The sequence below is a fragment of the Nocardia sp. IBHARD005 genome (assembly GCF_052814245.1).
On the sequence record NZ_CP199935.1, the window covers coordinates 1,629,897 to 1,652,127 of the forward strand.

25 protein-coding genes and 2 pseudogenes are annotated in these 22,231 nt (G+C 66.2%); 14 read left to right on the plus strand and 13 right to left on the minus strand.

Annotated elements, in window-relative coordinates; all coding sequences use genetic code 11:
* The first annotated feature begins 11 nt into the window (after window positions 1-11).
* Window positions 12-1,367: a hypothetical protein gene (locus tag ACTWPB_RS07690; RefSeq protein ID WP_446224990.1), complete on the plus strand. Its 1,356-nt coding sequence runs from the start codon at window positions 12-14 to the stop codon at window positions 1,365-1,367.
* Complete coding sequence (locus tag ACTWPB_RS07695) at window positions 1,367-1,819, plus strand: hypothetical protein (RefSeq protein WP_446224991.1); 453 nt, start codon at window positions 1,367-1,369, stop codon at window positions 1,817-1,819. Before ACTWPB_RS07690 ends, ACTWPB_RS07695 begins: the two co-directional genes overlap by 1 nt.
* 66 nt (window positions 1,820-1,885) lie before the next feature.
* Here the strand turns inward: ACTWPB_RS07695 and ACTWPB_RS07700 are convergent, their stop codons facing one another.
* The 7 genes from ACTWPB_RS07700 to ACTWPB_RS07730 all read right to left on the minus strand — a co-directional run bounded on the left by ACTWPB_RS07700 (window position 1,886) and on the right by ACTWPB_RS07730 (window position 4,509).
* Window positions 1,886-2,533: a hypothetical protein gene (locus tag ACTWPB_RS07700; protein WP_446224992.1), complete on the minus strand. Its 648-nt coding sequence runs from the start codon at window positions 2,531-2,533 to the stop codon at window positions 1,886-1,888.
* Window positions 2,534-2,663: 130 nt separating this feature from the next.
* Complete coding sequence (locus ACTWPB_RS07705; protein ID WP_446224993.1) at window positions 2,664-2,831, minus strand: hypothetical protein; 168 nt, start codon at window positions 2,829-2,831, stop codon at window positions 2,664-2,666.
* Window positions 2,832-2,878: 47 nt separating this feature from the next.
* Entirely contained in the window at window positions 2,879-3,022 is a 144-nt protein-coding gene (locus tag ACTWPB_RS07710; RefSeq protein ID WP_446224994.1) for a hypothetical protein, read from the minus strand.
* A 456-nt stretch (window positions 3,023-3,478) separates the two neighbouring features.
* The gene (locus tag ACTWPB_RS07715) at window positions 3,479-3,613 is read right to left on the minus strand and encodes a hypothetical protein (protein WP_446224995.1); all 135 of its coding nucleotides are present in this window, start codon (window positions 3,611-3,613) and stop codon (window positions 3,479-3,481) included.
* Between the two features lie 37 nt (window positions 3,614-3,650).
* Window positions 3,651-4,079, minus strand: a complete 429-nt coding sequence (locus tag ACTWPB_RS07720; RefSeq protein ID WP_446224996.1) for a hypothetical protein — start codon at window positions 4,077-4,079, stop codon at window positions 3,651-3,653.
* Complete coding sequence (locus ACTWPB_RS07725) at window positions 4,076-4,315, minus strand: helix-turn-helix domain-containing protein (RefSeq protein ID WP_446224997.1); 240 nt, start codon at window positions 4,313-4,315, stop codon at window positions 4,076-4,078. Before ACTWPB_RS07725 ends, ACTWPB_RS07720 begins: the two co-directional genes overlap by 4 nt.
* A complete protein-coding gene (locus ACTWPB_RS07730; RefSeq protein ID WP_446224998.1) occupies window positions 4,312-4,509 on the minus strand; it encodes a hypothetical protein in 198 nt (65 codons plus the stop codon). The genes ACTWPB_RS07725 and ACTWPB_RS07730 overlap by 4 nt, the downstream gene beginning before the upstream one ends.
* Before the next feature lie 183 nt (window positions 4,510-4,692).
* Between ACTWPB_RS07730 and ACTWPB_RS07735 the strand changes: the two genes are divergently transcribed.
* Complete coding sequence (locus tag ACTWPB_RS07735) at window positions 4,693-5,883, plus strand: hypothetical protein (RefSeq protein ID WP_446224999.1); 1,191 nt, start codon at window positions 4,693-4,695, stop codon at window positions 5,881-5,883.
* Window positions 5,880-6,236: a hypothetical protein gene (locus ACTWPB_RS07740; protein ID WP_446225000.1), complete on the plus strand. Its 357-nt coding sequence runs from the start codon at window positions 5,880-5,882 to the stop codon at window positions 6,234-6,236. The genes ACTWPB_RS07735 and ACTWPB_RS07740 overlap by 4 nt, the downstream gene beginning before the upstream one ends.
* A 481-nt stretch (window positions 6,237-6,717) precedes the next feature.
* Here the strand turns inward: ACTWPB_RS07740 and ACTWPB_RS07745 are convergent, their stop codons facing one another.
* Both ACTWPB_RS07745 and ACTWPB_RS07750 read right to left on the minus strand, forming a co-directional pair.
* Complete coding sequence (locus ACTWPB_RS07745) at window positions 6,718-7,422, minus strand: hypothetical protein (protein ID WP_446225001.1); 705 nt, start codon at window positions 7,420-7,422, stop codon at window positions 6,718-6,720.
* Entirely contained in the window at window positions 7,419-7,997 is a 579-nt protein-coding gene (locus tag ACTWPB_RS07750; RefSeq protein ID WP_446225002.1) for a hypothetical protein, read from the minus strand. Before ACTWPB_RS07750 ends, ACTWPB_RS07745 begins: the two co-directional genes overlap by 4 nt.
* Before the next feature lie 55 nt (window positions 7,998-8,052).
* Here ACTWPB_RS07750 and ACTWPB_RS07755 point away from each other — a divergent pair.
* From ACTWPB_RS07755 to ACTWPB_RS07775, 5 genes and pseudogenes are all read left to right on the plus strand, one after another.
* Window positions 8,053-8,742: pseudogene (locus tag ACTWPB_RS07755) on the plus strand (ComEC/Rec2 family competence protein); the annotation flags it as partial.
* Window positions 8,743-8,865: 123 nt separating this feature from the next.
* Entirely contained in the window at window positions 8,866-10,191 is a 1,326-nt protein-coding gene (locus ACTWPB_RS07760; protein WP_446226258.1) for an MBL fold metallo-hydrolase, read from the plus strand.
* A gap of 9 nt (window positions 10,192-10,200) precedes the next feature.
* Window positions 10,201-11,172 (plus strand): DNA polymerase III subunit delta, encoded by a 972-nt coding sequence (holA, locus tag ACTWPB_RS07765; protein WP_446225003.1) that lies wholly within the window; start codon window positions 10,201-10,203, stop codon window positions 11,170-11,172.
* A gap of 5 nt (window positions 11,173-11,177) precedes the next feature.
* On the plus strand, window positions 11,178-11,303 hold the full coding sequence (locus ACTWPB_RS07770) for a hypothetical protein (RefSeq protein WP_446225004.1): 126 nt from the start codon (window positions 11,178-11,180) through the stop codon (window positions 11,301-11,303).
* 165 nt (window positions 11,304-11,468) lie between these two features.
* Window positions 11,469-12,677, plus strand: coding sequence for an LCP family protein (locus ACTWPB_RS07775; RefSeq protein WP_446225005.1), 1,209 nt, complete (start codon window positions 11,469-11,471; stop codon window positions 12,675-12,677).
* Window position 12,678: 1 nt separating this feature from the next.
* Here ACTWPB_RS07775 and ACTWPB_RS07780 read toward each other — a convergent pair whose 3' ends face one another.
* Both ACTWPB_RS07780 and rpsT read right to left on the minus strand, forming a co-directional pair.
* The gene (locus ACTWPB_RS07780; RefSeq protein ID WP_378637424.1) at window positions 12,679-12,933 is read right to left on the minus strand and encodes a hypothetical protein; all 255 of its coding nucleotides are present in this window, start codon (window positions 12,931-12,933) and stop codon (window positions 12,679-12,681) included.
* A gap of 184 nt (window positions 12,934-13,117) precedes the next feature.
* Window positions 13,118-13,378, minus strand: coding sequence for a 30S ribosomal protein S20 (gene rpsT, locus ACTWPB_RS07785; RefSeq protein WP_056821462.1), 261 nt, complete (start codon window positions 13,376-13,378; stop codon window positions 13,118-13,120).
* 309 nt (window positions 13,379-13,687) lie between these two features.
* Here rpsT and ACTWPB_RS07790 point away from each other — a divergent pair, with 309 nt between their 5' ends.
* From ACTWPB_RS07790 to ACTWPB_RS07805, 4 genes are all read left to right on the plus strand, one after another.
* Entirely contained in the window at window positions 13,688-15,313 is a 1,626-nt protein-coding gene (locus tag ACTWPB_RS07790) for a circularly permuted type 2 ATP-grasp protein (protein WP_446225006.1), read from the plus strand.
* Between the two features lie 4 nt (window positions 15,314-15,317).
* The gene (locus tag ACTWPB_RS07795; protein ID WP_101463949.1) at window positions 15,318-16,295 is read left to right on the plus strand and encodes an alpha-E domain-containing protein; all 978 of its coding nucleotides are present in this window, start codon (window positions 15,318-15,320) and stop codon (window positions 16,293-16,295) included.
* On the plus strand, window positions 16,292-17,134 hold the full coding sequence (locus ACTWPB_RS07800) for a transglutaminase family protein (protein WP_446225007.1): 843 nt from the start codon (window positions 16,292-16,294) through the stop codon (window positions 17,132-17,134). The genes ACTWPB_RS07795 and ACTWPB_RS07800 overlap by 4 nt, the downstream gene beginning before the upstream one ends.
* Before the next feature lie 66 nt (window positions 17,135-17,200).
* Entirely contained in the window at window positions 17,201-17,977 is a 777-nt protein-coding gene (locus ACTWPB_RS07805; protein WP_446225008.1) for an aquaporin, read from the plus strand.
* Between the two features lie 55 nt (window positions 17,978-18,032).
* Here ACTWPB_RS07805 and ACTWPB_RS07810 read toward each other — a convergent pair whose 3' ends face one another.
* A complete protein-coding gene (locus ACTWPB_RS07810; protein WP_357371344.1) occupies window positions 18,033-18,584 on the minus strand; it encodes a type II toxin-antitoxin system PemK/MazF family toxin in 552 nt (183 codons plus the stop codon).
* Window positions 18,585-19,840: 1,256 nt separating this feature from the next.
* Between ACTWPB_RS07810 and ACTWPB_RS07815 the strand changes: the two are divergent.
* Window positions 19,841-20,984 (plus strand): annotated as a pseudogene (locus ACTWPB_RS07815) (IS3 family transposase).
* A gap of 120 nt (window positions 20,985-21,104) precedes the next feature.
* On the opposite strand, the gene ACTWPB_RS07820 reads toward ACTWPB_RS07815, so the two are convergent.
* Entirely contained in the window at window positions 21,105-22,148 is a 1,044-nt protein-coding gene (locus tag ACTWPB_RS07820) for an HNH endonuclease (protein WP_446225009.1), read from the minus strand.
* Between the last annotated feature and the right edge of the window lie 83 nt (window positions 22,149-22,231).

The window sequence follows — 22,231 nt, forward strand, 5'->3', positions numbered from 1 at the left end:
GGGAGTATCTGATGGCCGAACTGGCGCCACTGAAGTACGGCAAGGTCGTCGGACGATTCCTCGCGAACGTCATCGACGGCCCCGACATCGAAGACCTGCCCGAGTTCCCGCCGCTGACGGGCACGATCACGTTCGCCGCCGAAGCACCGAAGATCCTCGTCGCCGACGGCGTCCCGGCGCCAGCGACCTACGTGCAACTGCCCAAGCACTACACCGCGTCGCTCGATGAATTCGGGTACCTGACGTGGCGCGGCGACCGCGGCGTCCGCCTGGTCGCACCGTCCGCCGACACCAACCCCGCCGACTGGACGTGGCGGGTGACGTTCGACCTCGAGTACGACGGCGACCCGGTGATCATCGCGCCGTTCTCGTTCGAGGTTGTCGAGTACCTGCCCGGCCCGGACCCCGAGGACCCCGACACTGGGTCGACCGGCCTAGTCGACCTGACCGTGGTGTCCCCGGTTCCGGCATCCCCGGGCGACGCTGTCGTGCGCGGGCCCCAGGGCGAAGGCATCCAGGTCGACCGCAAGGTCGCCACCTACGCGGCCTTGCCCAGCGTCCCCCCCGAAGGCGACGGCGCACAGTACGTCGTCACCGCCGATGGCCTGCTGTACGTCTACCGGACCGGCGACGGGTGGATGGCCGACGGTCAGGGCGTGATCATCCGTGGACCGCAGGGCATCACCGGATTGACCGGCGCGACCGGTCCGGCGAACGAGCTGGAGATCGGCTCGGTCACGACCGGCACGCCCGGCAGCTCGGCGGGCGCACTGATCACCGGCACCCCGCCGAACCAGGTGCTCGACTTGACGATCCCGCGCGGTGATGTCGGCGCTACCGGCCCGGCCGCTCCGGACGCGACTACATCAGTCAAGGGCATCGTGCAGTTGGCGGGCGTGCTCGCGGGAACGGCAGCAGCGCCAGCTTTCAACGCTGCAGCGTTCGGTGCCACCAGCTCGACGGCGTGCGTGGGCAACGATGCGCGCCTGTCCAACACGCGTACCCCCACTGCGGGTACCAGCCCGTACGACCTCAACGTCTGCGGGTTCGGCAAGGACACGGTGCGCGCGGCTGGCACCGGCGATTTCCCGATGGGTGTGAAACTGCAACGCGCAGCGGTGTTCACGTCGGTGACCTACAGGGCGAGCACACCGGATGCGTCGGGCAACCTCGTCGTCGAGCTGCGAAAGAACGGCGTGGCCGTGTCGGGCAGCGCCGCCACGATCGCCGCGGCAAGCCAAGTCGCTGGTGGAACGTCTACCGGCAGTTGGTCGTTCTCAGTGGGTGACATCCTCACCGTGCAGGTGACCGCCGTCGGCACCACCCCCGGCAAGGGGCTGGTCGCCGATATCACCGGGCTGGCCTGATGGGCGCCATCGTCACTGGCGGCCGCGGTGCGCCGTTCTTCCCGTCTGGCATGTTCAAGAACGGTGCCAGCGCCACCCTGGGCACGTCGTTTGCTCTGGTGACTACGTGGACGGCTGATACCGGTCCGTACCCCGGTAGCTCGGTGGTAAGCAACGGCTTGATTGTGCAGAGCACCCGTGCGGGCGCGAAGGTCTCTTGCTCGGTAGTGGCCTCGTCGGCCGCTGCGGGCGGCGGCACCGTCCAGGTTCGTCTCAAGTTGGGGGCCACGGTGCTGATCACCAGCGGATCGATATCCGTGCCGGGGTTCGGCGGCACCAACACCGTCGCGCTCAACTTCACGACAGACGTGGTCCTCAACGACGCCGTCACACTGGAGGCTCTGGCGTCGTCTGGGTCAAGCATGACCATCGTCACGGGCGTTAACAGCTGGGTCCGCATCACCGAATCCTGACCACCCGCAGAACGCGAGCGCGCCCCACCGGATCCCGTCCAGTGGGGCGCTTTTCGTCGTCTTAGGTCAGTTGTAGCCGCTGATCTTCGCCCAGTCGTAGGCACACCGGTCTGCGGTCTGCACGTCCTCGCCGCCAAGGTCGACATTGGTGACCACATCGGAAGTCTTCGGCCAGGTGGTGGTCGACCGGGCACCGCCGGTCGCAGCCGTCCAGCCGCTCGAGATCGTGTGCACCCACACGTCCGACTTCTGAACCAGGACACCATCAGCCTTGACGACTGACGCACCCAGGTACTTGCGGCCGTCGGCACCGGTCAGGATGACAGCGTGTGCCAGGCGCTGAGTCGAGTCCTTGAACTTCGCCTGAATCTTCGTGACATCATCCGCCGGCGCCTGGCTACACCGCGCGTTCAAACCCGAGGGGTAGTCGGCCGACAGGGTGGCGGTTGCTGTGCGCTGGACCGTCGGCACGGTGGTCGGCACAGGCGCGGGAGCCGAGGTTTTGGCCACGGTCGGATCCGGCATTGTCGGCCACTCGGCCGCCGAGGTCGTTGCCGTCTCGGCGTCGGTCGTTTCGTCCTTCATTACGGTGCCTATCACGACGAGGACGGCGAAGACCGCGACCACGCCGGCACCGATCAGCCATGCTGCTCGCGTCTTCGGCTTTGGTGGCCGCTGCTGCGGTGGCATCGGGTAGTTCGGTGGCTGGGTCAAAATTGCCCCTTGGAATAGGTTGGGTTTCGCCGGATGATCGGCCGGGTATAGCAACGCGTTACGCCACGAGAAGCGCCCCGCCGGAAGGGGGCCGGCGGGGCGCTGATGTGCGTTGAGGCTCAATCGTTGTTCAGCCGCGGTAGATCCAGCCCTCCGGACGCCAACCGGCAGGCATGTTCTCGCGTGCGTAGTCGACCATGATCCTGATCAGCTCAGAGCGGTTCGGCTCGCCCTGCTTGGTGAGCAGCTCCTCGGCAATGGCCTGGTCGTCCAGGGCCACGATCTGGTCATCGGACATGCGCAGTGTGAGAACTGGCCGGCGTGGTCCGGGTCTGGGCATGGGGTCTACCTCCGGGCGAACTTGATGAGTATGAATGCGACGGCGAGCCACGCTACCGCGTAGACCGCGGCGCGGACCGGGTTCCAGTTGTCGGCGAGCATGAGAGCGCCGAGGACGGCGAGGCCTGCCAGTAGGGCGAAGATTCTCATCGTGATGCCTTTCGATGGTGGTGCCTTGGTTGACTTCCACAACGTCGGAGGGGTCTACTTGGTGGTCGGTGACCCGGGTAGTTAGTGGCTACCCGGGCCGCCTTCCTAGCGGGTGTTACTTCTTCCGGTGCCTGCCCTTGTAGCGACGCTTAGCGCGCCACTCGGAGATTTTCGGAGCGACCACCGGGTAAATCCCGAAGATCGTCGTCCAACCCAGGCCGATGATGAAGTAAACATCTCCCTTGTCCATGTGGACCCCTCTTGAGTTGTGTGCTGTGGAGGCTGGCTGCCCTCACAGGAACAACTATAGTGTAGTGTATTACACTACACAGCCCTTTCCTGAATTAAATTGCGGGCAGGGGAGATTCGCGCATCGCCGCTGGTAAAGTTCTGTCGATACCAAAAGCGCCCCGCCGAATCGTGTCCGGCAGGGCGCTTTTCGTCGTCTATCCGTGCTCAGCTATTCCGCGCATCCAGCTGGGTCGGCTTGACCCAGCTGTCAGCTCCGTCGATACGGAGCGTGCGGGGCAGGGCGTCTACGTCGGTCTGACCGGCGTTGCCGTCAGGGCCCGGGATTGCGAACTCGTTCATGTCACCTCCTCTCGGATGTCGGTAGAGCTCGGATGGATCAGGTCAGCGGCGGAACAGGGCGTCGTACACCAGCCAGGCCACGCCCGCCAGCAGCAGGCACACGATCACGAGAATGGCTGTCTCCATGCAGATCTCCTTGGCTCGCGGGCGGATCGAACAGGGATGGAAGCCTTCGGGCATAGGTCGCCTCGGGTGACACCGTGATGACGTCGGCTGCAGACATCAGCGCTTCGGGGATCTCGCCGCCGAGGTGGGCGATGGACGGCACGACGACGGCATCGACCTTGTCGCGCGCGATGGCGCCGAGGAGCTGGCCGACCGGGTCGGCGGTGAACTCGCTGAACTCGATCGTCTTGATGGGCTCGTAGCCGAGGCGTTCGGCAGTGGTGCGGATCTGGATCTGGTCCCATGCCTTGCTGACGCCGGAGATGTCGGACCGGAGGTAGCCGATGGCGGGCGGCTTCACGCCTGGATTCCCAGCGCGCATCGGCCGACGCTCTGCCGAGACCACTCCTGTGCCAGCCCGGTCATCCCCCACAAGCGCGGGGTCGCGGTGTTACCGGTGACGAATCCGATCATGGCCAGGTGGCGCAGGTGCTCGCCGACCTGGGAGCGTGACATCTGGGTGCGTTTGGCAATTCCGTCGGCGGTGAGTGCGCCGTCGACGAGTGCGCCGAGGGTGCGGGCTTCTCCCTCGGTCATGACACCCGCTGCTCTCGGTACGCATACCACTGGCCAGATGCGTTGCGCCCCACGAGGCCCTGCGCCCGAAGTGCCTTGGATGCTTTGTCGATCTCAGCTCGAGGGCGTTGCAGGATCGCGGCCAAGGTCTCGGGGCGCAGGAGTCGCGTGGTCGGAGTAAGCGCTTCCAGTACTTCGGATTCGAGCGCGGTCATGGGGTCACCTCGATAGGCTGGTGTGTGGGTCTGAAATCGACCTTGCCCTAGGTGGTTTGGACACCACCGGACACCAAACAGACAATTTTCAGACATCACGTCAGCGCGGGTTCCCAGGTAAGGAGACCGATGGCTACCGTCGGAGCATGGACAGGCACAGAGGTCACCGCGCTGCGCGACGCAATGCGGCTGCGCCAGCTCGATTTCGCCACTGAGCTCAAGGTCACCGAGAAGTCTGTCTATCGGTGGGAGGGCGGCTCGAATATCAGCACGCACGGGCGCCGCCAGCTCGACCGCCTGCTCAGCCGCGCTCCAGAAGACGTGCTCGCGCGGTTCACAGAACTGCTGCACGGAGGAGAAGACGTGAAGCGCCGCAACCTATTCAAGGCCGCCCCGGTCGTCGCTGCCGGACTGCTCACGGTCGGGCTCGACACGGATCGAGCCGAGTGGCTGGCATCGGGCGCTGGCCGAGCCGACATGGCGGCCGTCGACGCGATCCGCCACACCCTCTACGCGGCAATGCAGCTCGATGACACGCTCGGTTCTCCAGCCGCTCAGGGGATGGTCATCGCACAGGAGCAAGTTACCGAGGCGATGCTGCGTGACTGCGGATCTGAGGTGCAGCCCGCGCTGCTTTCCCTCCACGCGGAGTGGATTGGATTCGCCGGCGCGCTGGCTTGGGATGCTGGCGAGTACCCCACCGCACAGCGGCTGTACCACCTCGCGCGCGACAAGGCGCACGAGGCTGAGGACGACGACCTCGCTGCCTACATGCTGACCGGCCTGTCGCAACTGGCGATCTGGCAGAAGCAACCGCGGATCGCGATGGACCACGCAGCCGCGGCGACGTCATGGATCCGCGGCAGCGAGGACCGGCAGCTGTCGGTGTACGTGCATCTGCGGATGGCCGAGGCTTCCGCCATCGCCAGGAAGGACCGCGCCTGCCGCGACGCGCTCGACGCCGCCGAGCGTGCAATGGATGGAGTCCACCCCGGGCATCCGTCTGAGAGCCGCGCCTACTACGTCGGACCGGCGTTCTTCGAGAGCTACGTCGGCGGGTGCTTGACGCTCATCGGCGAAGCAGGCGAGGCGGTCGAGGCGTCGCGGCGGGCGATCGCCGCCCTGCCCGAGAGTTACACCAGGGACCGGGCGGTCACGCTGCTCGAGCTGGAGCGTGGACTGATCCAGCTCAACGAGATCGAGGAGGCGGCGGCAGCTGTCACCGAGGCCGCGCGGCTGACCCAGCAGAACCGGTCGCCGCGGCTGTCTGCGGCGATCCGTGACGGCCGTCGCGAGCTGGCGCCATGGGCGACGAGCAGCGCGGTTCGTGCGCTCGATGCTGAGCTGGTCGCTCGGGATATCGTGGTGGTGTGAGCGACATGGCAGACCGGATCGCGGCCGTGATGGGTCGCCTCGAAACCGCGAAGATCGAGCTTCTCGGCACGGGGCAGAGCTTCGACGTCGGCGCGAACGGTCGTGCCCCGGTGCGGTCGGATCGGTTCCGGGATGCGCAGAAGGCAATCCATTTGGCAGAGCAGGCACGTGCCCGCCTGCTGGTCGAGGTCGTAGGCGACGCCGACGCGGTGCCGCTCGAGGTGGCGCAGCAATTCGGTCTGACCGGACGTGCCGCGGTCCACATCATCACTACCGCTCGCACGGGGTCGGCCCTGCTACGCGACCATGTCTTCGGTCAGCAGGACCCGCTCGCGGTGAACCTCGACGACTAGCCAGCTCGCCGCTCATCGAATGCGCGGTGGTCGCACGCCTCGGAGCGCGGCGGCCACATGACGACGGCATCGCAACGACGGCAGGTGTAGGTGCGGTGGTGGCCCTCGATCGCGAGGCATGCGATCGTTCCGACGAGTACCTGCCCCGGGCCGAGTGGGTGGCCATGGGGGCAGGCGACTGGGGCGGGGTGAGTCCATCCGCCGCGCACCGCGTACAGCTGGTCCGGGTCGAGGCCGGCGGTCGATCCAAGACGCCAGATGATCGAACGCACGTTCGAATCGTACCGCTCCGTACGGCAGCGGTGAAGTCGTCCGAAATGCCGGGAGCCGAAACTGTCCGTGCCGCGTCTAACCAGGCATGACACCCGAGGATCGCGATGCTCTGATCGAGTCCGGCCACGATCCCGATGACTGGCGAGTCCAGCTCCGGATGGCTGCCGTGCGCGTGGGCCTGGAGCAGCTACGCGCACGGCAGCATCGGTCAGGACCGGACAGCGACGGCCAACAGAGCGCCCAGGCATCCACACTCGCTGCTCTCGGCGTGGTGGCGGCCGATGCACCGGTCGTCCGGGCACCCGCACACGTCGCCGCACCACTGCCCACCGGACATATGGTTCAGCTTCGCCCAATCGGCGACGGTGACTCCGGCGGCCTCCAGCCGCCGCAGCGCTGATGCGTTGAGGGTCGGCGCCGGGGTTGCGGCGTCGAGATCGCCGAGCGCGGTTGCCCAGTCGCGTGCCCGCAGCCAGTCCAACCCAGCGGTGTGGAAGTGGCCCACCTCAAGCAGTCGCTGTGCCCGTGCGATCCACACCTCCGGCGCCCGCTCCGGGAATCGGGTCGAACCGAACGCCTCGCGGCAGGACCAGTAGCTGGACACGTCGGTCAGCCTGGTCGGGTCGGCGTCGATCCACATCAGCAGCGCGGTCGCCTCGGCCAGGTCGGTGTATCCGCGGGAGAGGGTCAGCGAGGTGACCGCAGGGAGCCCGGCGGCGAGGCGGGTCAGGATGCCGCGCACCTCCTCCTCCGTTGGCCCGTTGGACCAGTCTATGCGCCAGTCGTGCGTCGACTCCTGGTAGGCGGCGGTGAACGGCACGCCGTACCGGTCGGTGAGGGCGCGGGCGAGGATGTGCATCTGGCGGGGGCGGGACTTGGAGTGGGTGAGTACGTAGGTGACGGTGGTGGTCATCGGTCGGCCCACTTCTCAACCAGGGCAACCAGCTTGCTGACCGCTGCCTCACGGTCGTGGACCAGCTCACCTTCGGTGACCTGGTCGAGGTCCTTGGGCAGCACCTGGCCGAGCCCGCGGGTGATGACTTCCCACCCGACGACGCCGTCCTCGCGGACGATGCTGATGGCGTAGTTGCCCCGCAGCTCGAGCTCGGCCGATCCGTCGGACCAGTCGCGCCGACGCGTGACCAGGCCGTGCGTGCACCATCGCTCGACCGCGGTGGTCAACGCCTTCGGGGAGGTTCGTTCGTTCGGGTCTCGCGGGCGGGCGCGCTCGGCCTGCAACGCGGCGAGAGCGGCCTTTCGTGTGGGGTACGCGGTGCTCTCGCTCGACCATCGTGCGTGGGTGTCGCCGTCCTCGCGCCAGCATGCCCACCACTTGAGCCCGCCGTAGCTGTGGCCGCGCCACTTGCGGGCGGTGCCGACCCAGCCGACCCATCGGTCATCGAGATGGACGGCGAGCGATTGGGCGTCGGGGGAGGCGTGGTTGACGTCGGCGGCGGTGAGACGGATGGCGGGTGCGGTTGTGGTCATGCGGGCTCCTGCAGATTGGAGTGAGAAGTACCCCTAATGAACAGTCAGTGGGGCCAACTTCACGATTCTGTTGACAGCCCTGCTGGCGCTCACCCGACTGCTCACGGCAGGCCCGCGGACCAGTGCTGCTGCTGCGGCGGGGGTTGTCGCACTGTTCGTCGTCATCGCGCGTCCCGATCCGAGTGTGCTGCGCGCGGCGGCGATGGGCTCGGTGACAGTGCTGGCCCTGCTCACCGGAAGACGCAAGCAGGCGCTCCCGGCGCTGTGTGCGGCAGTGATCGGATTGCTCGCCGTGGCACCGCAATTGGCGGTGAGCGCGGGATTCGCACTGTCTGTGGTCGCGACGGCGGGATTGATCTTGCTGGCACCCAGCTGGGCAGACTGGTTGCGCGCACGCGGATGGTGGCGCGCACCCGCGGAGATCGTCGCGGTGTCGGCGGCCGCGTTCGTCGTCACGTTGCCGCTGATGGTCGCCCTGTCGGGGCGGGTGAGTCTGGTGGCGATCGTGGCGAATGCGCTCGTCGCGCCGGTGGTGGGGCTGATCACGGTGATCGGTGCGGTGGGCGCGATCGTGGCGTGCGTGTGGGGTGATGGTGCGGTGGGGGTGCTCTGGTGTGCCCGCCCACCGATGTGGTGGTTGCTCGGCGTCGCCGATCGCGCTGCCGCGGTGCCGGGCGCCACGGTGACGGTGCCGGGAGGCGCGGTCGGGGGCGCGGTCGCGGCAGTGGTGGTCGTTGCCGTCGTGGCGGCCTTGCGCTGGTCGCACACCCGCAGATACCTCGCCGTCACGGCGTTGGCTGTGTCGCTGGTGCTGCTCCCGGTGCGCTTCTTGCAACCGGGGTGGCCGCCACCGGGTTGGGTGCTCGCGATGTGCGACGTCGGCCAGGGCGATGGGTTGGCCTTGTCGGTCGCTCCTGGTGCCGCGGTCGTCATAGACGTCGGCCCCGACCCTCGCCCGATGCGGGCCTGCCTGGACCGCCTGAGAATCACCCACATTCCCCTTCTCGTCCTAACCCACCCCCACGCCGACCACATCAACGGCCTCGCAGGCGCCCTCCGCGGCCGCACCGTCGACGCGATAGCCACCGCCCCAGGCGAACTCCGCCCAGCTATCGCCCAAATCTGCGCCGTCGCGAACCGAACCCACGAGTCGGCCTCGGTTTCGGTGCCGACACCGCCGAACCTCGCGGCGGCAACCGGAACTCCCTCGCGCCCGACAACAGCCGCGGAAGAGCCATCGCATCCAGTGGAATCGTCGGTATCGCCACCGCGCGCACCGGGTGTGATCGCCGCGCAGGTTCCCTCCGCGGACGTGGCGGTTTCACCATTGCCTCCGGACGGCCTCGTCGGAACGCCGTCGCACTCGGCGCCACCGACCGCGCCATGGGAACCGGAGTCGGCGGCAGCCTCACATCCGGTGGAGCGAGCGTCGACTGTGGGCGCTGATGCGCGGCCGAGGACGGGAGGTGATCATGTCGTGTGCCCGAGTGGGACCCCGGGGGAGAGGCTGGCGACGGGCGATAGCCGGTCAACGGACCACAGTGTCTCCCAGCGGGAATCGCATGGCCACAATGACGATGCCGGTGGAGTCGAGCGGGTGGCGGAACTCGCTGGTGCGGCCGGTATTCCGCTGATGGAACTCCACGCAGGGCACGAAATGACCTTTGGGACAGTCGGATTACGTGTGCTGGCCCCGAGCCAGGAGGTGCCGACATCGTTGACCGCCGATGAGGCCAACGATCGGTCTCTGGTGATGCGGGCTCGTACTCCGGCCGGGACGATCCTGTTCACCGGTGACATCGAGGCGCAGGCGCAGGGGCGGCTGCTGCGCGAAAGCGATGTCCGGGCGGACATTCTCAAGGTGCCCCATCACGGATCTCGCACCACCACAACCGAATTCCTGCGTGCCGTCGGTCCGCGCCTGGCATTGGTCAGTGCTGGGTCGGGCAACACCTTCGGTCATCCGCACCCCACGGTGACCACCGCCTTCGCCGCGCTCGGCACATCCGTGGCCCGGACCGACCTCGATGGTGACGTCGTGGTCGTGGGTACCGCCGCTGACCTACGGACGGTCACGTCCCGTCGACGCGCACCGCGTGCGCGGTACGGACCTGCGACTCGATGGCGTGGGGCACGGTCGCAGGGTAAGCCGCCGGGTGTGGCGCGTGTCCCGGTTGTCGGTGGGCGTACGTAGGATCGGCTGGTGAGCGAACGCCCTGCCTCGGTACATCTGGTCCTCGGAGACGAGGAACTGCTGGTCGAACGCGCGGTTGCGAAGGTGACCGCGCAGGTGCGGGCCGGTGCGCCCGATCCGGATTCGGTGCCCGTCGATCGATTGCGTGCCGGTGACGCGAGCACCGCTGAGCTGGCCGAGTTGCTCAGTCCGTCGTTGTTCGCCGAAGACCGGGTGATCGTGCTCGAGTCGGCGGCGGAAGCGGGCAAGGACGCGGTCGCGGTGATCACCGAGGCCGCGGCCGATCCACCCGACGGCGTGGTGCTGATGGTGCTGCATTCGGGCGGTGGGCGGGCCAAGGCGCTGGCACCCGCGCTACAGAAGAAGGGCGCGACCGTCCACGAGTGCGCGAAGCTCAACAAGGGCGCCGAGCGGGTGGAGTTCGTGCGGGGCGAGTTCCGGTCCCTCGGGGTCAAGGTGCCGACCGAAGTCGTTGCGGCCCTGCTCGAATCCGTCGGTTCGGAACTGCGCGAATTGGCCGCCGCCTGTTCACAATTGGTGTCCGACACCGGTGGCAAGGTCGACGCGAACGCGGTCCGTCGCTACTACTCCGGTCGGGCCGAGGTCACCGGCTTCGACGTTGCCGACCTCGCCGTCGCCGGCGACCGCCCCGGCGCGATGGAGGCATTGCGCTGGGCCACCGACCGCGGTGTTCCACACGTCCTGCTGGCCGACGCACTCGCTGACTCCGTCCACACCATCGCCAAAGTCGGCTCGGCAGGCCGCGGCGACCCGTTCGCCCTCGCCCAGAAACTCGGCATGCCCCCCTGGAAGATAAAAAAGGCCCAGGCCCAAGCCCGCGGCTGGAATCCCACCACCATCGGCACCGCCCTGCAGGTAGTCGCCACCCTCAACGCCGACGTCAAGGGCGGCGCCGCCGACGCCACCTACGCCGTAGAACACGCCCTCGCCCGCATCCTGGACCTTCGCGCCACCGGCTGAACCAGGTGCCCCGTCTGATCCGCTGGTACCGGCGGGCCGTCGACGCGGTCGGGGTGCGCCAGTTCGCGGGGCAGGACCCGGACGGCTATCTGCTGCGGATTTCGCGGGACCTCGGCACCCGTCCCGACTGAACAGGCGCGCCGCACCGCCATCCAATCGGGATCCAATCGCGATGTCTGCTCGCTATCGCGGCTGGCACAGTTGATCATGAGATGGTTGAGCCGAGTGGTAGCCGGGATGGACAAGGCGGGCGCGGTCGACGCGGTCGGGGCTCGGCGGGGCCAAGAGCGCGGCAGGTGGCGAAGTTTGTCGCGGCGGTGTTGTCGGCCGCGGTCGTCGTGGTGACGGCGTATGGGTGGTCGACGGCGGGGAGTTTCGACGCGGGGTTCTTGCGGTCGCGCGCGATCGGTGACGACGCACCACACTCACTCGGGGGCGATCTCAATATCTTGCTGATCGGGTTGGATACCCGGCGCGATCAGAACGGCGACGAACTACCGGCCGAGGTCCTCGATCAATTGCACGCGGGCGACGGTGACGAAGGCGGATACAACGCCAATACCCTGATCCTGGTACACATTCCGGCCGCGATGAACAAGATCGTCGCGGTGTCGATTCCGCGTGACGACTACGTACCGGTCACCGGCATCCCGGGCTACACCCACGCCAAGATCAAGGAGGCGTACGGGTTGAAGAAGGCCGCCGTGCAGGACCAGCTGATCGCGCGGGGCGTCACCGATCAGCGGAAGCTGGAACAGGCGGGCCGGGAGGCGGGGCGGGCCTCGACCGTGGCCGCGGTCCGGGATCTGACGGGGGTGCCGATCGACAGGTTCGCCGAGGTCACCCTGGCAGGCTTCTACGATCTGGCCGCCGCGCTGGGTGGCGTGGAAGTTTGTTTGAACAAGCCGGTGCAGGACTCCGAGTTCTCCGGTGCCGATTTCCCCGCGGGCCGCCAGCAGCTGAATCCGGCACAGGCGCTGGCCTTCGTCCGGCAGCGGCACGGGCTGGAGAACGGCGACCTCGACCGAACCCACCGTCAGCAGGCGTTCCTGACCTCGGTGGCCCGGCAGCTACGTAGCGCGGGCACGCTCACCGACCCGGGCAAGCTCTCGGCGCTGATGGAGGTGGCGCACCGCAATATCGTGCTGTCGGACGACTGGAACATGACCGAATTCGTCCGCACGCTCGGTACCGCCGACGATCCGCAGGTCGAATTCCGCACTCTGCCGGTGCTGCGCTACGACGTGATCAACGGCCAGGACGTGAACATCGTCGACCGGCCCGCGATCCGCCGAGAGATCGCCGCGGCCTTCGGTATGCCCGTACCGACCTCCACCACGGCCGAGCGCACGCGACGACGCACCGAACCGCCGGCGGCCTGGTCGTCGGAGTCGACCGCAGGCGCTTGGCAGACCAGCACGACCGCATCGGTGCCGAAGACTCCCGACGCGGGCAAGCCGGTCCGCAGCGACATCACCTCGGGGCAGGTGCCCTGCGTGAATTGAGCTACTCGCCGGCGACGACGAGCGAGACGTCCACATCCTCGTCGTCGTCGAGGTCGTCGTAGCGTCCCTCCCACTCGTCGTAGAGGGGAACCTCGTCCTCACGGGTGACAATCCACGCGGCGCCGTAACCACCGTCCTCGTCGGGCACCATCACATTTTCGACTTTGAGACCGATACCCAGGATCTCCGCCGCGCGGATCACCTCGGCCAGGTCGTCGCCTCGTACCACCGTCTGATTCGCGTACACCGTCAACATGGCGCGAATGGTAGCCGGTCAGCTGAGTCGGCGGGCCGGAGGCGGTAGCGCAGCATGACCAACTAGGCCCTCGCGAAGCTGACAAATGAGCACCGAAGGGAACGACAAAAGCCGCCGTGGTCATCGAGGCCACGGCGGCTGCGTCTTACGAAGTACTACCAGCGAGCACCAGGCTCGCCGACGATCAGATCTTGTTCAGAGCCAGCGCGAGCGCGGACTTCTTGTTGGCCGCCTGGTTGGCGTGGATGACGCCCTTGGACGCGGCCTTGTCGAGCTTGCGGCTCGCGAACTGCAGCTGCTCAGCAGCCTTTTCCTTGTCACCGCTGGAAGCAGCTTCACGGAAGTTGCGGATCGCGGTGCGCAGCGCGGACTTGACCGACTGGTTGCGCTTGCGCGCTTCCTCGTTGGTACGGATCCGCTTCATCTGGGACTTGATGTTGGCCACGCCTGTATCCTCTGGTTTCCTGTCGCTGGGTGGTATTCCTTGAAAGCTCGTCGGGCGCGCGCCCACGATGCAGCAGATGGTGCTGAACTACGGGTAACACCGCGCCGAAGATCGAGGTTACCAGCTCGGCACCCCCCGGCGAAATCGGCCCTGCATCCACCGGACCGGGGAGACGACGCCGATTTCACCCCTTTCAGGTGATGCAAAGAATTTACCTGTGTCACACACGACGCTGCTGCCGGGTGATGCACAGTTTTTGTCATGACCTCCACCACTGCGCCGGGTACGGCTCGATCTGCATCACCGGCGATGGTGAGAACGAACGGACGTCCGGCAGCCACGCACACCGGCTTGTTCGAGGGGTACGGCCCCGGCCGCTTCGCTGACGCGTTCGACGAGATGTTCGACGGGTCGGGAAGAGTGCGGGCGCCCTATAAGGGCATCCACGCCGCGATGGCGGCCAATGACGTCGATGACCTGGCCAAACGATCGGACGCACTGGACCGCGCGTTCATCGACCAGGGCATCACCTTCTCCCTCTCGGGTCAGGAGCGGCCCTTCCCGCTGGATCTGGTGCCGCGGGTGATCGCCGCCGCGGAGTGGGCCAAGCTCGAACGCGGGATCAAACAGCGGGTTACCGCGATGGAGCTGTTCCTGGCCGACGTCTACGGCGAACAGAACATTCTGCGTGATCAGGTGATCCCCAAGCGGCTGGTCACCTCGTGCGAACACTTCCATCGCGAGGCCGCCGGGCTGGTACCGCCCAACGGCGTGCGCATCCACGTCTCCGGCATCGACCTGGTCCGTGACGAAAAAGGCGACTTCCGGGTGCTGGAGGACAATCTGCGCTCGCCGTCGGGAGTGTCCTATGTGATGGAGAACCGGCGCACGATGGCCAGGGTCTTCCCCGATCTGTTCTCCTCGCACCGGGTGCGCGCGGTGGGCGACTATCCGGGCCACCTGCTGCGCGCGCTGCGGGCCTCGGCGGCGCCCAACGAGGTCGACCCGACCGTGGTGGTGCTCACGCCGGGCGTGCACAACTCCGCCTACTTCGAGCATTCGCTGCTGGCCAGGCAGATGGGCGTCGAGCTGGTGGAGGGTCGCGACCTGTTCTGCCGGGACAACGTGGTCTATATGCGTACGACGGCGGGCGAGCGTCAGGTCGACGTGATCTACCGGCGCATCGACGACACCTTCCTCGACCCGATGCACTTCCGCCCCGACTCCGTGCTCGGCGTGGCCGGGGTACTCAACGCCGCTCGCGCGGGCAACGTGGTGATCTCGAGCGCCGTCGGCAACGGCGTCGGCGACGACAAGCTCATCTACACCTACGTGCCCAAGATCATCGAGTACTACCTCGGCGAGAAGCCGATCCTGCCCAATGTCGACACCTTCCGCTGCTGGCTCGACGACGAACGCGAGGAAGTGCTCGATCGGGTCGGCGAACTGGTGGTGAAACCGGTCGAGGGTTCCGGTGGCTACGGCATCGTGATCGGGCCCGACGCGTCACCGCGCGAGCTGGAGGCGATCAAGCGCAAGATCAAGGCCGACCCGCGTGGCTGGATCGCCCAGCCGGTGGTGCAGCTCTCGACGGTGCCGACCAAGATCGGTGACGATCTCGCGCCCCGCCACGTGGACCTGCGCCCGTTCGCGGTCAACGACGGCGACGACATCTGGGTGCTGCCCGGCGGTCTCACCCGGGTCGCGTTGCCGGAGGGCTCGCTGGTGGTGAACTCCAGTCAGGGCGGCGGCAGCAAGGACACCTGGGTGCTGGCCGGGCGCGCGGGGTCGGTCGACCGGGAACTGGCCGGACCCGAACTCGTCAGCGAACCGCCGCAAGCGGATTCGTTCGAACTCGGTCGCGAACTCAGCACGCCGCAGGCCAATCAGCAACAGCAGCAACAGCAGCAGACACAGCGGCTGATCGGGGAATAGAGACATGCTTGCCCGAAACGCCGAATCTCTCTACTGGATCGGCCGATACGTCGAGCGCGCCGACGACACAGCGCGCATCCTTGACGTGGCAGTGCACCAGCTGCTCGAAGACGCCACCGTCGACGCGGACCGCACCTCCCGCGTGCTGTTGAAGGTGCTCGGGATCGAACCGCCCGAGGGCCTGCGACTGGACGTGTGGTCGGTTACCGATCTCGTCGCCTACAGCCACGACCACGGCGTCTCGATCAGTGACTCCATCACCAAGGCTCGCGAGAACGCCCGCGGCGCACGCGAAGTCACCTCGAGCGAGATGTGGGAGTGTCTCAATGCCACCTACAACGGCATGGCCGCGGCCGAGCGGGCAGCACGTGGCCTCGGCCCGCACGAGTTCTTCTCCTACATCAAGGGGCGGGCGGCGATGTTCACCGGACTGACCGACTCGACCCTGAGTCGCGACGACGGCTACCGCTTCCTGCTGCTCGGCCGCTCCATCGAACGCGTCGACATGATGGTGCGGCTGCTGCTCTCGCGTGCCGGTGACAAGACCTCCTCGCCCGCCTGGGTGACGGTGCTGCGCTCGGCGGGCGCGCACGACACCTACCTGCGCACCCATCGCGGTGCCCTCGACGCCGCGAGGGTCGCCGAGTTCATCCTGATCGACCGCCTGTTCCCGCGTTCGGTGTTCCACACGCTGCGGGTCGCCGAGGCCTGCCTGACCGAGCTCGATCAGCGACCCGGCAGCCGCGTCGGCGCGCGCCACGAGGCGCAACGGGTGCTCGGACGCGCACGCAGCGAACTCGAATTCCTGCCGCCGGGAGTGTTGTTGGAAGATCTGCAGAGCCGCCTGCTCGCCCTGCAGAAATCGTGCCGTGAGCTCAGCGAAGCCGTGTCACGCCAGTACTTCCACGCCGCCCCGTGGGTGGCGTGGACCGATGTGCGCAGCAAGCAGGACAGCCGCGTGCAGGTAGAGGGAGAGCTATGAGCTGGCGGATCAGGGTGGTGCACACCACCGGCTATGTCTACGACGCGCCCGTGACGCGATCGTTCAACGAGGCCAGGCTCACCCCGCGCGCCGACAGCAGACAGAACGTGATCCTCAATCGCGTCGAAACCGTGCCTGCCACCAGGGCTTATCGCTACACCGACTATTGGGGCACCGCGGTCACGGCCTTCGACCTGCACGCACCGCACACCGAACTCGAGGTGACCGGGTCCTCGGTGGTGGAGACCGAACCGTTCGCCGAACCCGCCGAGGAACTGAGCTGGGACGAACTGCAGGGCGGGCGTGTCGTCGACCGGTTCGACGAAATGCTCAGCCCCACCGCCTATGTGCCGCACGATCGCAAACTGGCGACCGTGGCGCGCCAGCTCTCGCGCGGTGAGGAGCCGGCCAAGGCGGTGGTGCGCACGGCCGAGTGGGTGCACAAGGAAATGGACTACATCGCGGGCACGACCTCGGTGCACACCTCGGCGTTGCAGGCCTTCGCCGAGCGCCGAGGCGTGTGCCAGGACTACGCCCATCTGACGCTGGTGTTGTTGCGCAGCATGGGAATTCCCAGTCGCTACGTGTCGGGTTACCTGCATCCGAAGGCGGGCGCGGAGATCGGCGAGACGGTGGCGGGTCAGTCGCACGCGTGGATCGAGGCATGGACCGGGCAGTGGTGGGGGTATGACCCGACCAACAATCTCGCCGTCAACGAACAGCACGTGTCGGTCGGTGTCGGTCGTGACTACGCGGATGTGCCGCCGTTGAAAGGCGTGTTCTCCGGGGGCGGCTCGACAGACCTCGAGGTCGTTGTGGAGGTCACCCGCCTCGCGTAGTGTCCGAGAGGCTCGTGCGGACCCCGCTCGCCGCGGGGATGATTCCTCCCGGAGAGGTGGCAGCCGATGTCTCCCACTGCACAGGAACTCGTCGAAATCGAAGTAGTCCCCGAGCCTAAGAAGTGGGTGGCCGAGGGGCTCGGCACTTTCATCCTCGTGATCTGTGGCGTTGGCACGATGGTTTTGGCGGGCGATCGGGTAGGCGCGCTCGGTATCGCCTTCGCCTTCGGGTTATCGCTGCTGTTTCTGGTCTATGCGATCGGGCCGATCTCGGGCTGCCACGTCAATCCGGCTGTCACACTCGGGCACCTGTTGCTCGGGCGGATCAGCGCGATGGGCGCGGTCGCCTACGTCATCGCCCAGCTGGTCGGTGCGTTCCTCGCCGGACTGGTGCTGTTCGCGTTGGCCAACAATCTGCCCGCCTACGACCGCCCGGTCGATGGTCTCGGCGCCAACGGCTGGGGTGCGCACAGCCCCTCGGCGGTGACCGGGCCGCTTGGTGAGGTCGTGGTGCAGAACGGGTACGGCTTGGCGGCCACCATCATCATCGAGGTGATGCTCACCGCGCTGCTGGTGTTCGTGGTGCTCGCCTCGACCGATCAGATCTCCGACGTGCCGCTGGCCGGGCTTTCGATCGGCGTCACTCTCACGGTGATCTACCTGGTGTCGCTGCCGATCGACAACACCTCGGTGAACCCGGCGCGCAGCCTGGGGGTCGCGCCGTATCAGGACGGTGCGATGGCGCAGGTGTGGGCGTTCATCGTGTTCCCGCTGATCGGCGGGGCGCTGGGCGCACTGCTCTACGGCCTGATCTTCGGCCGGTCCAAGGACGTGCACTCCTGAGCTGGGAACCATCGAACCCCGATCCGGTGTAACCGGGTCGGGGTTCGATGGTCGTTCAGCTCCAGCTGTATTCGGCGACCAAGCGGTGCGCGACCAGGTCGAAGGTCTTGCGCTCGACGATGGCGCCCTCGCGCCGGATGCCGTCCTCCGGCACGTCGAGCACCCGGTCCAGCCGCACCCAGCTCGGCCTGCCGTCGTGATCCCATGGCCCGGTGCCGATCCCGACCCAGTTGCGGTCGTGGGCACGGTCGGCCTTGGACGACAGCATCAGTCCGAGCAGGGTCTTGCGGTCGCGTCCCACCACCAGCACCGGCCGGTCCTTGCCATTGGTCGGGTCTTCTTCGAACGGCACCCAGGTCCAGACGATCTCGCCGGGGTCGGCGCGCCCGTCGAGCTGCGGGCAGTAGACGATCTGGCGGGCGCGATGTGCCGTCGGCACGGGTGTCGAGGCCGTCGGGCGCACTGCGACGGCGGGTCCTGATTTGGTCGCCAGTGCGTCCACCAGCTTCTCGAGCAGTCGCGGCCCCTGCTTGCGCACGATTTTGGGCCCCTGCTCCTTGGCGATGACGCCGAGCTGCTTGCCGAGACTGTTCCAACTGCTGGCCATTCCTGAAATATAACGCCGACTCGCACTTCGGTGCACCGGTGACAGGGGGTGCCTGGGTGAAATGTGTCATCCGCTCGCACTTCGGTGCACCGGTGGCAGGTGTGTGGCTGGGTGAAATGTGTCGTCTACTCGCGGTGGGGTGTACCGGTGGCGGGGGTGTGGCTGGGTGAAATGTGTCGTCTACTCGCGGTGGGGTGTACCGGTGGCGGGGGTGTGGCTGGGTGAAATGTGTCGTCTACTCGCGGTGGGGTGTACCGGTGGCGGGGGTGTGGCTGGGTGAAATGTGTCGTCTACTCGCGGTCGGGTGCACCGGTGACAGGTGTGTGGCTGGGTGCATGGGACGATGGGCGCAGTTCGCCGATACCCCTCGAGGAGTGGAGTGGCTTCCAGTTTTGCCGATACGACGTTCACCGATCCGTCCCGGATCCGGAACTTCTGCATCATCGCGCAGAGTAATTTCCTGATCGCCCGGTAGTGGCCTGTTTTGCCAGGTAATGGCCTATTTCCATACTTCCCATTGCTTCCTACTGCGACCTGGCGTTTCCCGTGGTGGTTTCCTGGGCGATGGGACGAGAATGGGATGAGTTCGGCTACCCCTGTGCGCGTATCCAGCCCACGTTGCCGCGTCGGGGGCTGAGACCCCGTCGGCGTGTCGCAATCCGACACGCCGACGGGTTTTTCGAGACAGCAATCTATTGGCTACCTATGTGTCGGTGATCACGTCGTAGCCCATCGGCTGGTGCAGATGAGCTCTAGGTGCCCTACCTCCTGCGAGTGCGGCATGTCGGGCTGCTCGGCGTGTCCGACCTGTGGTCTTACGATCATGGCTTCGTCAAGCCCCCGCCCTTCCCTCTGTCCGGGGTGGCCTTGAGGGGGTCACGTCGGCTGCTTCGCTCGAAGGGGTTGCAGTGCGCGCGACAGTCGGGTTTCTGATGCGGGTGACTAGTTGGTTCGTCGGACAATTCCCCGCCCGGGGTTCGGGAAACCGGGTTGCGATTCGCTGACCCGCGAGAGCCGAGGGACGGGGTCCGAAGGTCTCGGGCTAGGCCCCCGATTGGGGTCCCTCGTGCGTAGTGGCCGGGGGGCGTAGCAGTCGAGTTCGTCGCCGGTATTCGCCTCGAAAAGTGGTGGCATTGCCGAGTTGACGCACTCGTTGGCGTTGGTTGCCGAGAGAGTGGCCTGACCCCCGTGGATGAGACCACTCGCTATTAGAGTCCTGTTGGCCCCGACGTGGGCTGGAAGGGACACTGAGAGTTATGGCTGGTCGGAAGCGGCATTCCGCGGAGGGCATCGTGCGCAAGCTGCGTCGCGCGGACGAGTTGACCGCGGAAGGCAAAACAGGCGAGCAGATCGCTGCTGAGCTGGGAGTTTCCGCGGCGACCTTGTACAACTGGCGCCGCCAGTACTCGGGCATGGACACCGACGCCGCCAAAGAACTCAAAGAACTCCGCGAACAGAACGCCCGGCTCAAGCGTCTGCTGGCCGACGCCGAGCTGGAAAAAGACGCCTTGCGCGAGGTCGCGAAGGGAAAATTCTGAGCCCAGCCGCTAAACGCCGCGCCGTGGACATGCTCAAAGACACGTTGAGAATGTCGGAACGGTTGGCCTGCAAAGCTGTTGGGCTCGCTCGATCCACCTACAGACGTTCACCTCTGGCGCAGACCCCGCTGACCCGGATGCCGATCTTCGGGCCTGGTTGCGCGTGTACGCGACCAAACATCCAGGCCACGGGTTCCGGCGTGCGTGGGCAGCACTGCGTCATGACGAGGGCCAGGAGGTGAACAAGAAGAAGGTCCACCGGCTCTGGCGCGAGGAAGGCCTGCAGATCCGGGCGCATTCCCCACGAAAACGGGCCGGGATCTCCTCGGTCCCTCAGGTCGATGCTGATGCGCCGAAGGTGGTGTGGGCGTTGGACTTCCAGTTCGATTCCACCATCGATGGCAAGGCGGTGAAGATCGCATCGATGATCGATGAACACACCCGCGAGTCGCTGCTACACCTGGTCGAGCGGTCCATCACCGCCGACCGGTTGGTCACCGAGCTCTCCAAGGTCTTCGACGCGGCCGGCGGGCCGCCGAAGGTGTTACGGATGGACAACGGACCAGAGTTCATCTCTGTTGCGCTGCAACAGTTCTGCGACGGCCGGGTCGGGTTGGCATATATCCCGCCGGGCACGCCATGGAACAACGGCCATATCGAATCGTTCAACCGCAGGTTGCGGGCGGAATGCCTCAACCGCAACCACTGGACGAGCTTGCTCGAAGCGCGGGTCGTGATCGGCGACTTCAAAACCGAGCACAACCTACGGCATCGGCACTCGGCGCTGGGCTATCTGACCCCGGCCGAGTACTCTGCCCGCTGCAGCCACCGCCACCATCCGGTGGCCTGCAGTATCAACTGAAACGGATCGAACACAACCCGGGCTCTATGACCGGGTGGACTCGATATCGGGGACCTGCCAAGAGACGTAGCGGGTGGAACGCGATGGCGTTTGGGCCTCGTGTGGAGCTGGTTCGTTCACTCAATAGATGGTGCTGTTGTCCGCGTCGTCCTCTCCTGTCCCGAAACTCGCCCTGAACCGGCTGCCGGTGTGGTCGGTGCCCTCTATCTGGTAGTTCTCGTAAGAAATCGAAATTGTGCAGTCACTGGATTCAAGCTCGCGGTCCTTCGCCGGGTTCCACCACGCGGCGAAAAGTATTGTGCCGTCGCAACGAGCATCTGCGTCCGCATGCTGCATGTGGCTCTCCTCCTCGCTCGTTACATCGGTCGGTGCCGATAAGTTTGCTTCATAGTCGCCACGGAACCGGAATTCGAACTCCGTTCCTTGCCTGTCCAGTACGACGGACTCGATCCCAACATCGATCGTTCCCCGCAGATGGCTGCGTTGCGGTGCGTCGATGATCTCCGGGAACTCGTGCAGCGCTTCCCGTATATGCTCAACAAGTTGGTCTTCAAGGTCCCGTATCGGGTCATCCAGCACAGATTCCAGCCTTGCTCCAGCCACATCTTCGAGCAGCTGGATAGCCCGTCTTGCGACGTTGTCGAGCAATATGTGAACACGGCAGCAGATGTTCCGGTCTTCAAACGCTAGCTCCCTATGGATCACATAACCTTCGGCTACTGCTGGATCCATAAGAGCGAACTTCTGAATGATTGCTGGCCCGTGACGGTCGAGTGCCTTCCTTGCCGCGGGATCCCGAATGTTCGCCTTCAACGCGACGAGAAGCGACTTGCTGACTTTTCCCGCCGTAGCGAAGGTTTCGACGCGGCGCGCAACTTGAGCGCGACGCTCTTGGGCTAGATGGAGGTATGTGGCGAAGATCCCAGAGCGCGTCAGGTCGATGTCGCGCTTTCTGACATTGCAGGGGCCGCAGATGGGCGCCAAATTATAAGGGTCGTGCACGTCGTAGACGGTGCCTTCGTGGGAAGCCAACTGCGATACGAGTACCCTCAACTGCGCTTGGCTGGCGGTCTTGGGCAGAATGTGATCGATCTCGATGTCGTTGTAGTCCTTAGGCTGCGTACAGAGGTAGCACTTCGAACCCCAAACTTCGTAGATAGCCATACGGAGGACTGTGTTGTCACCATTTGGCTGGTATCTGGCCATGCGCATAGGGAGACAGTACGTTTCGCACCTTGCGCCTGGCT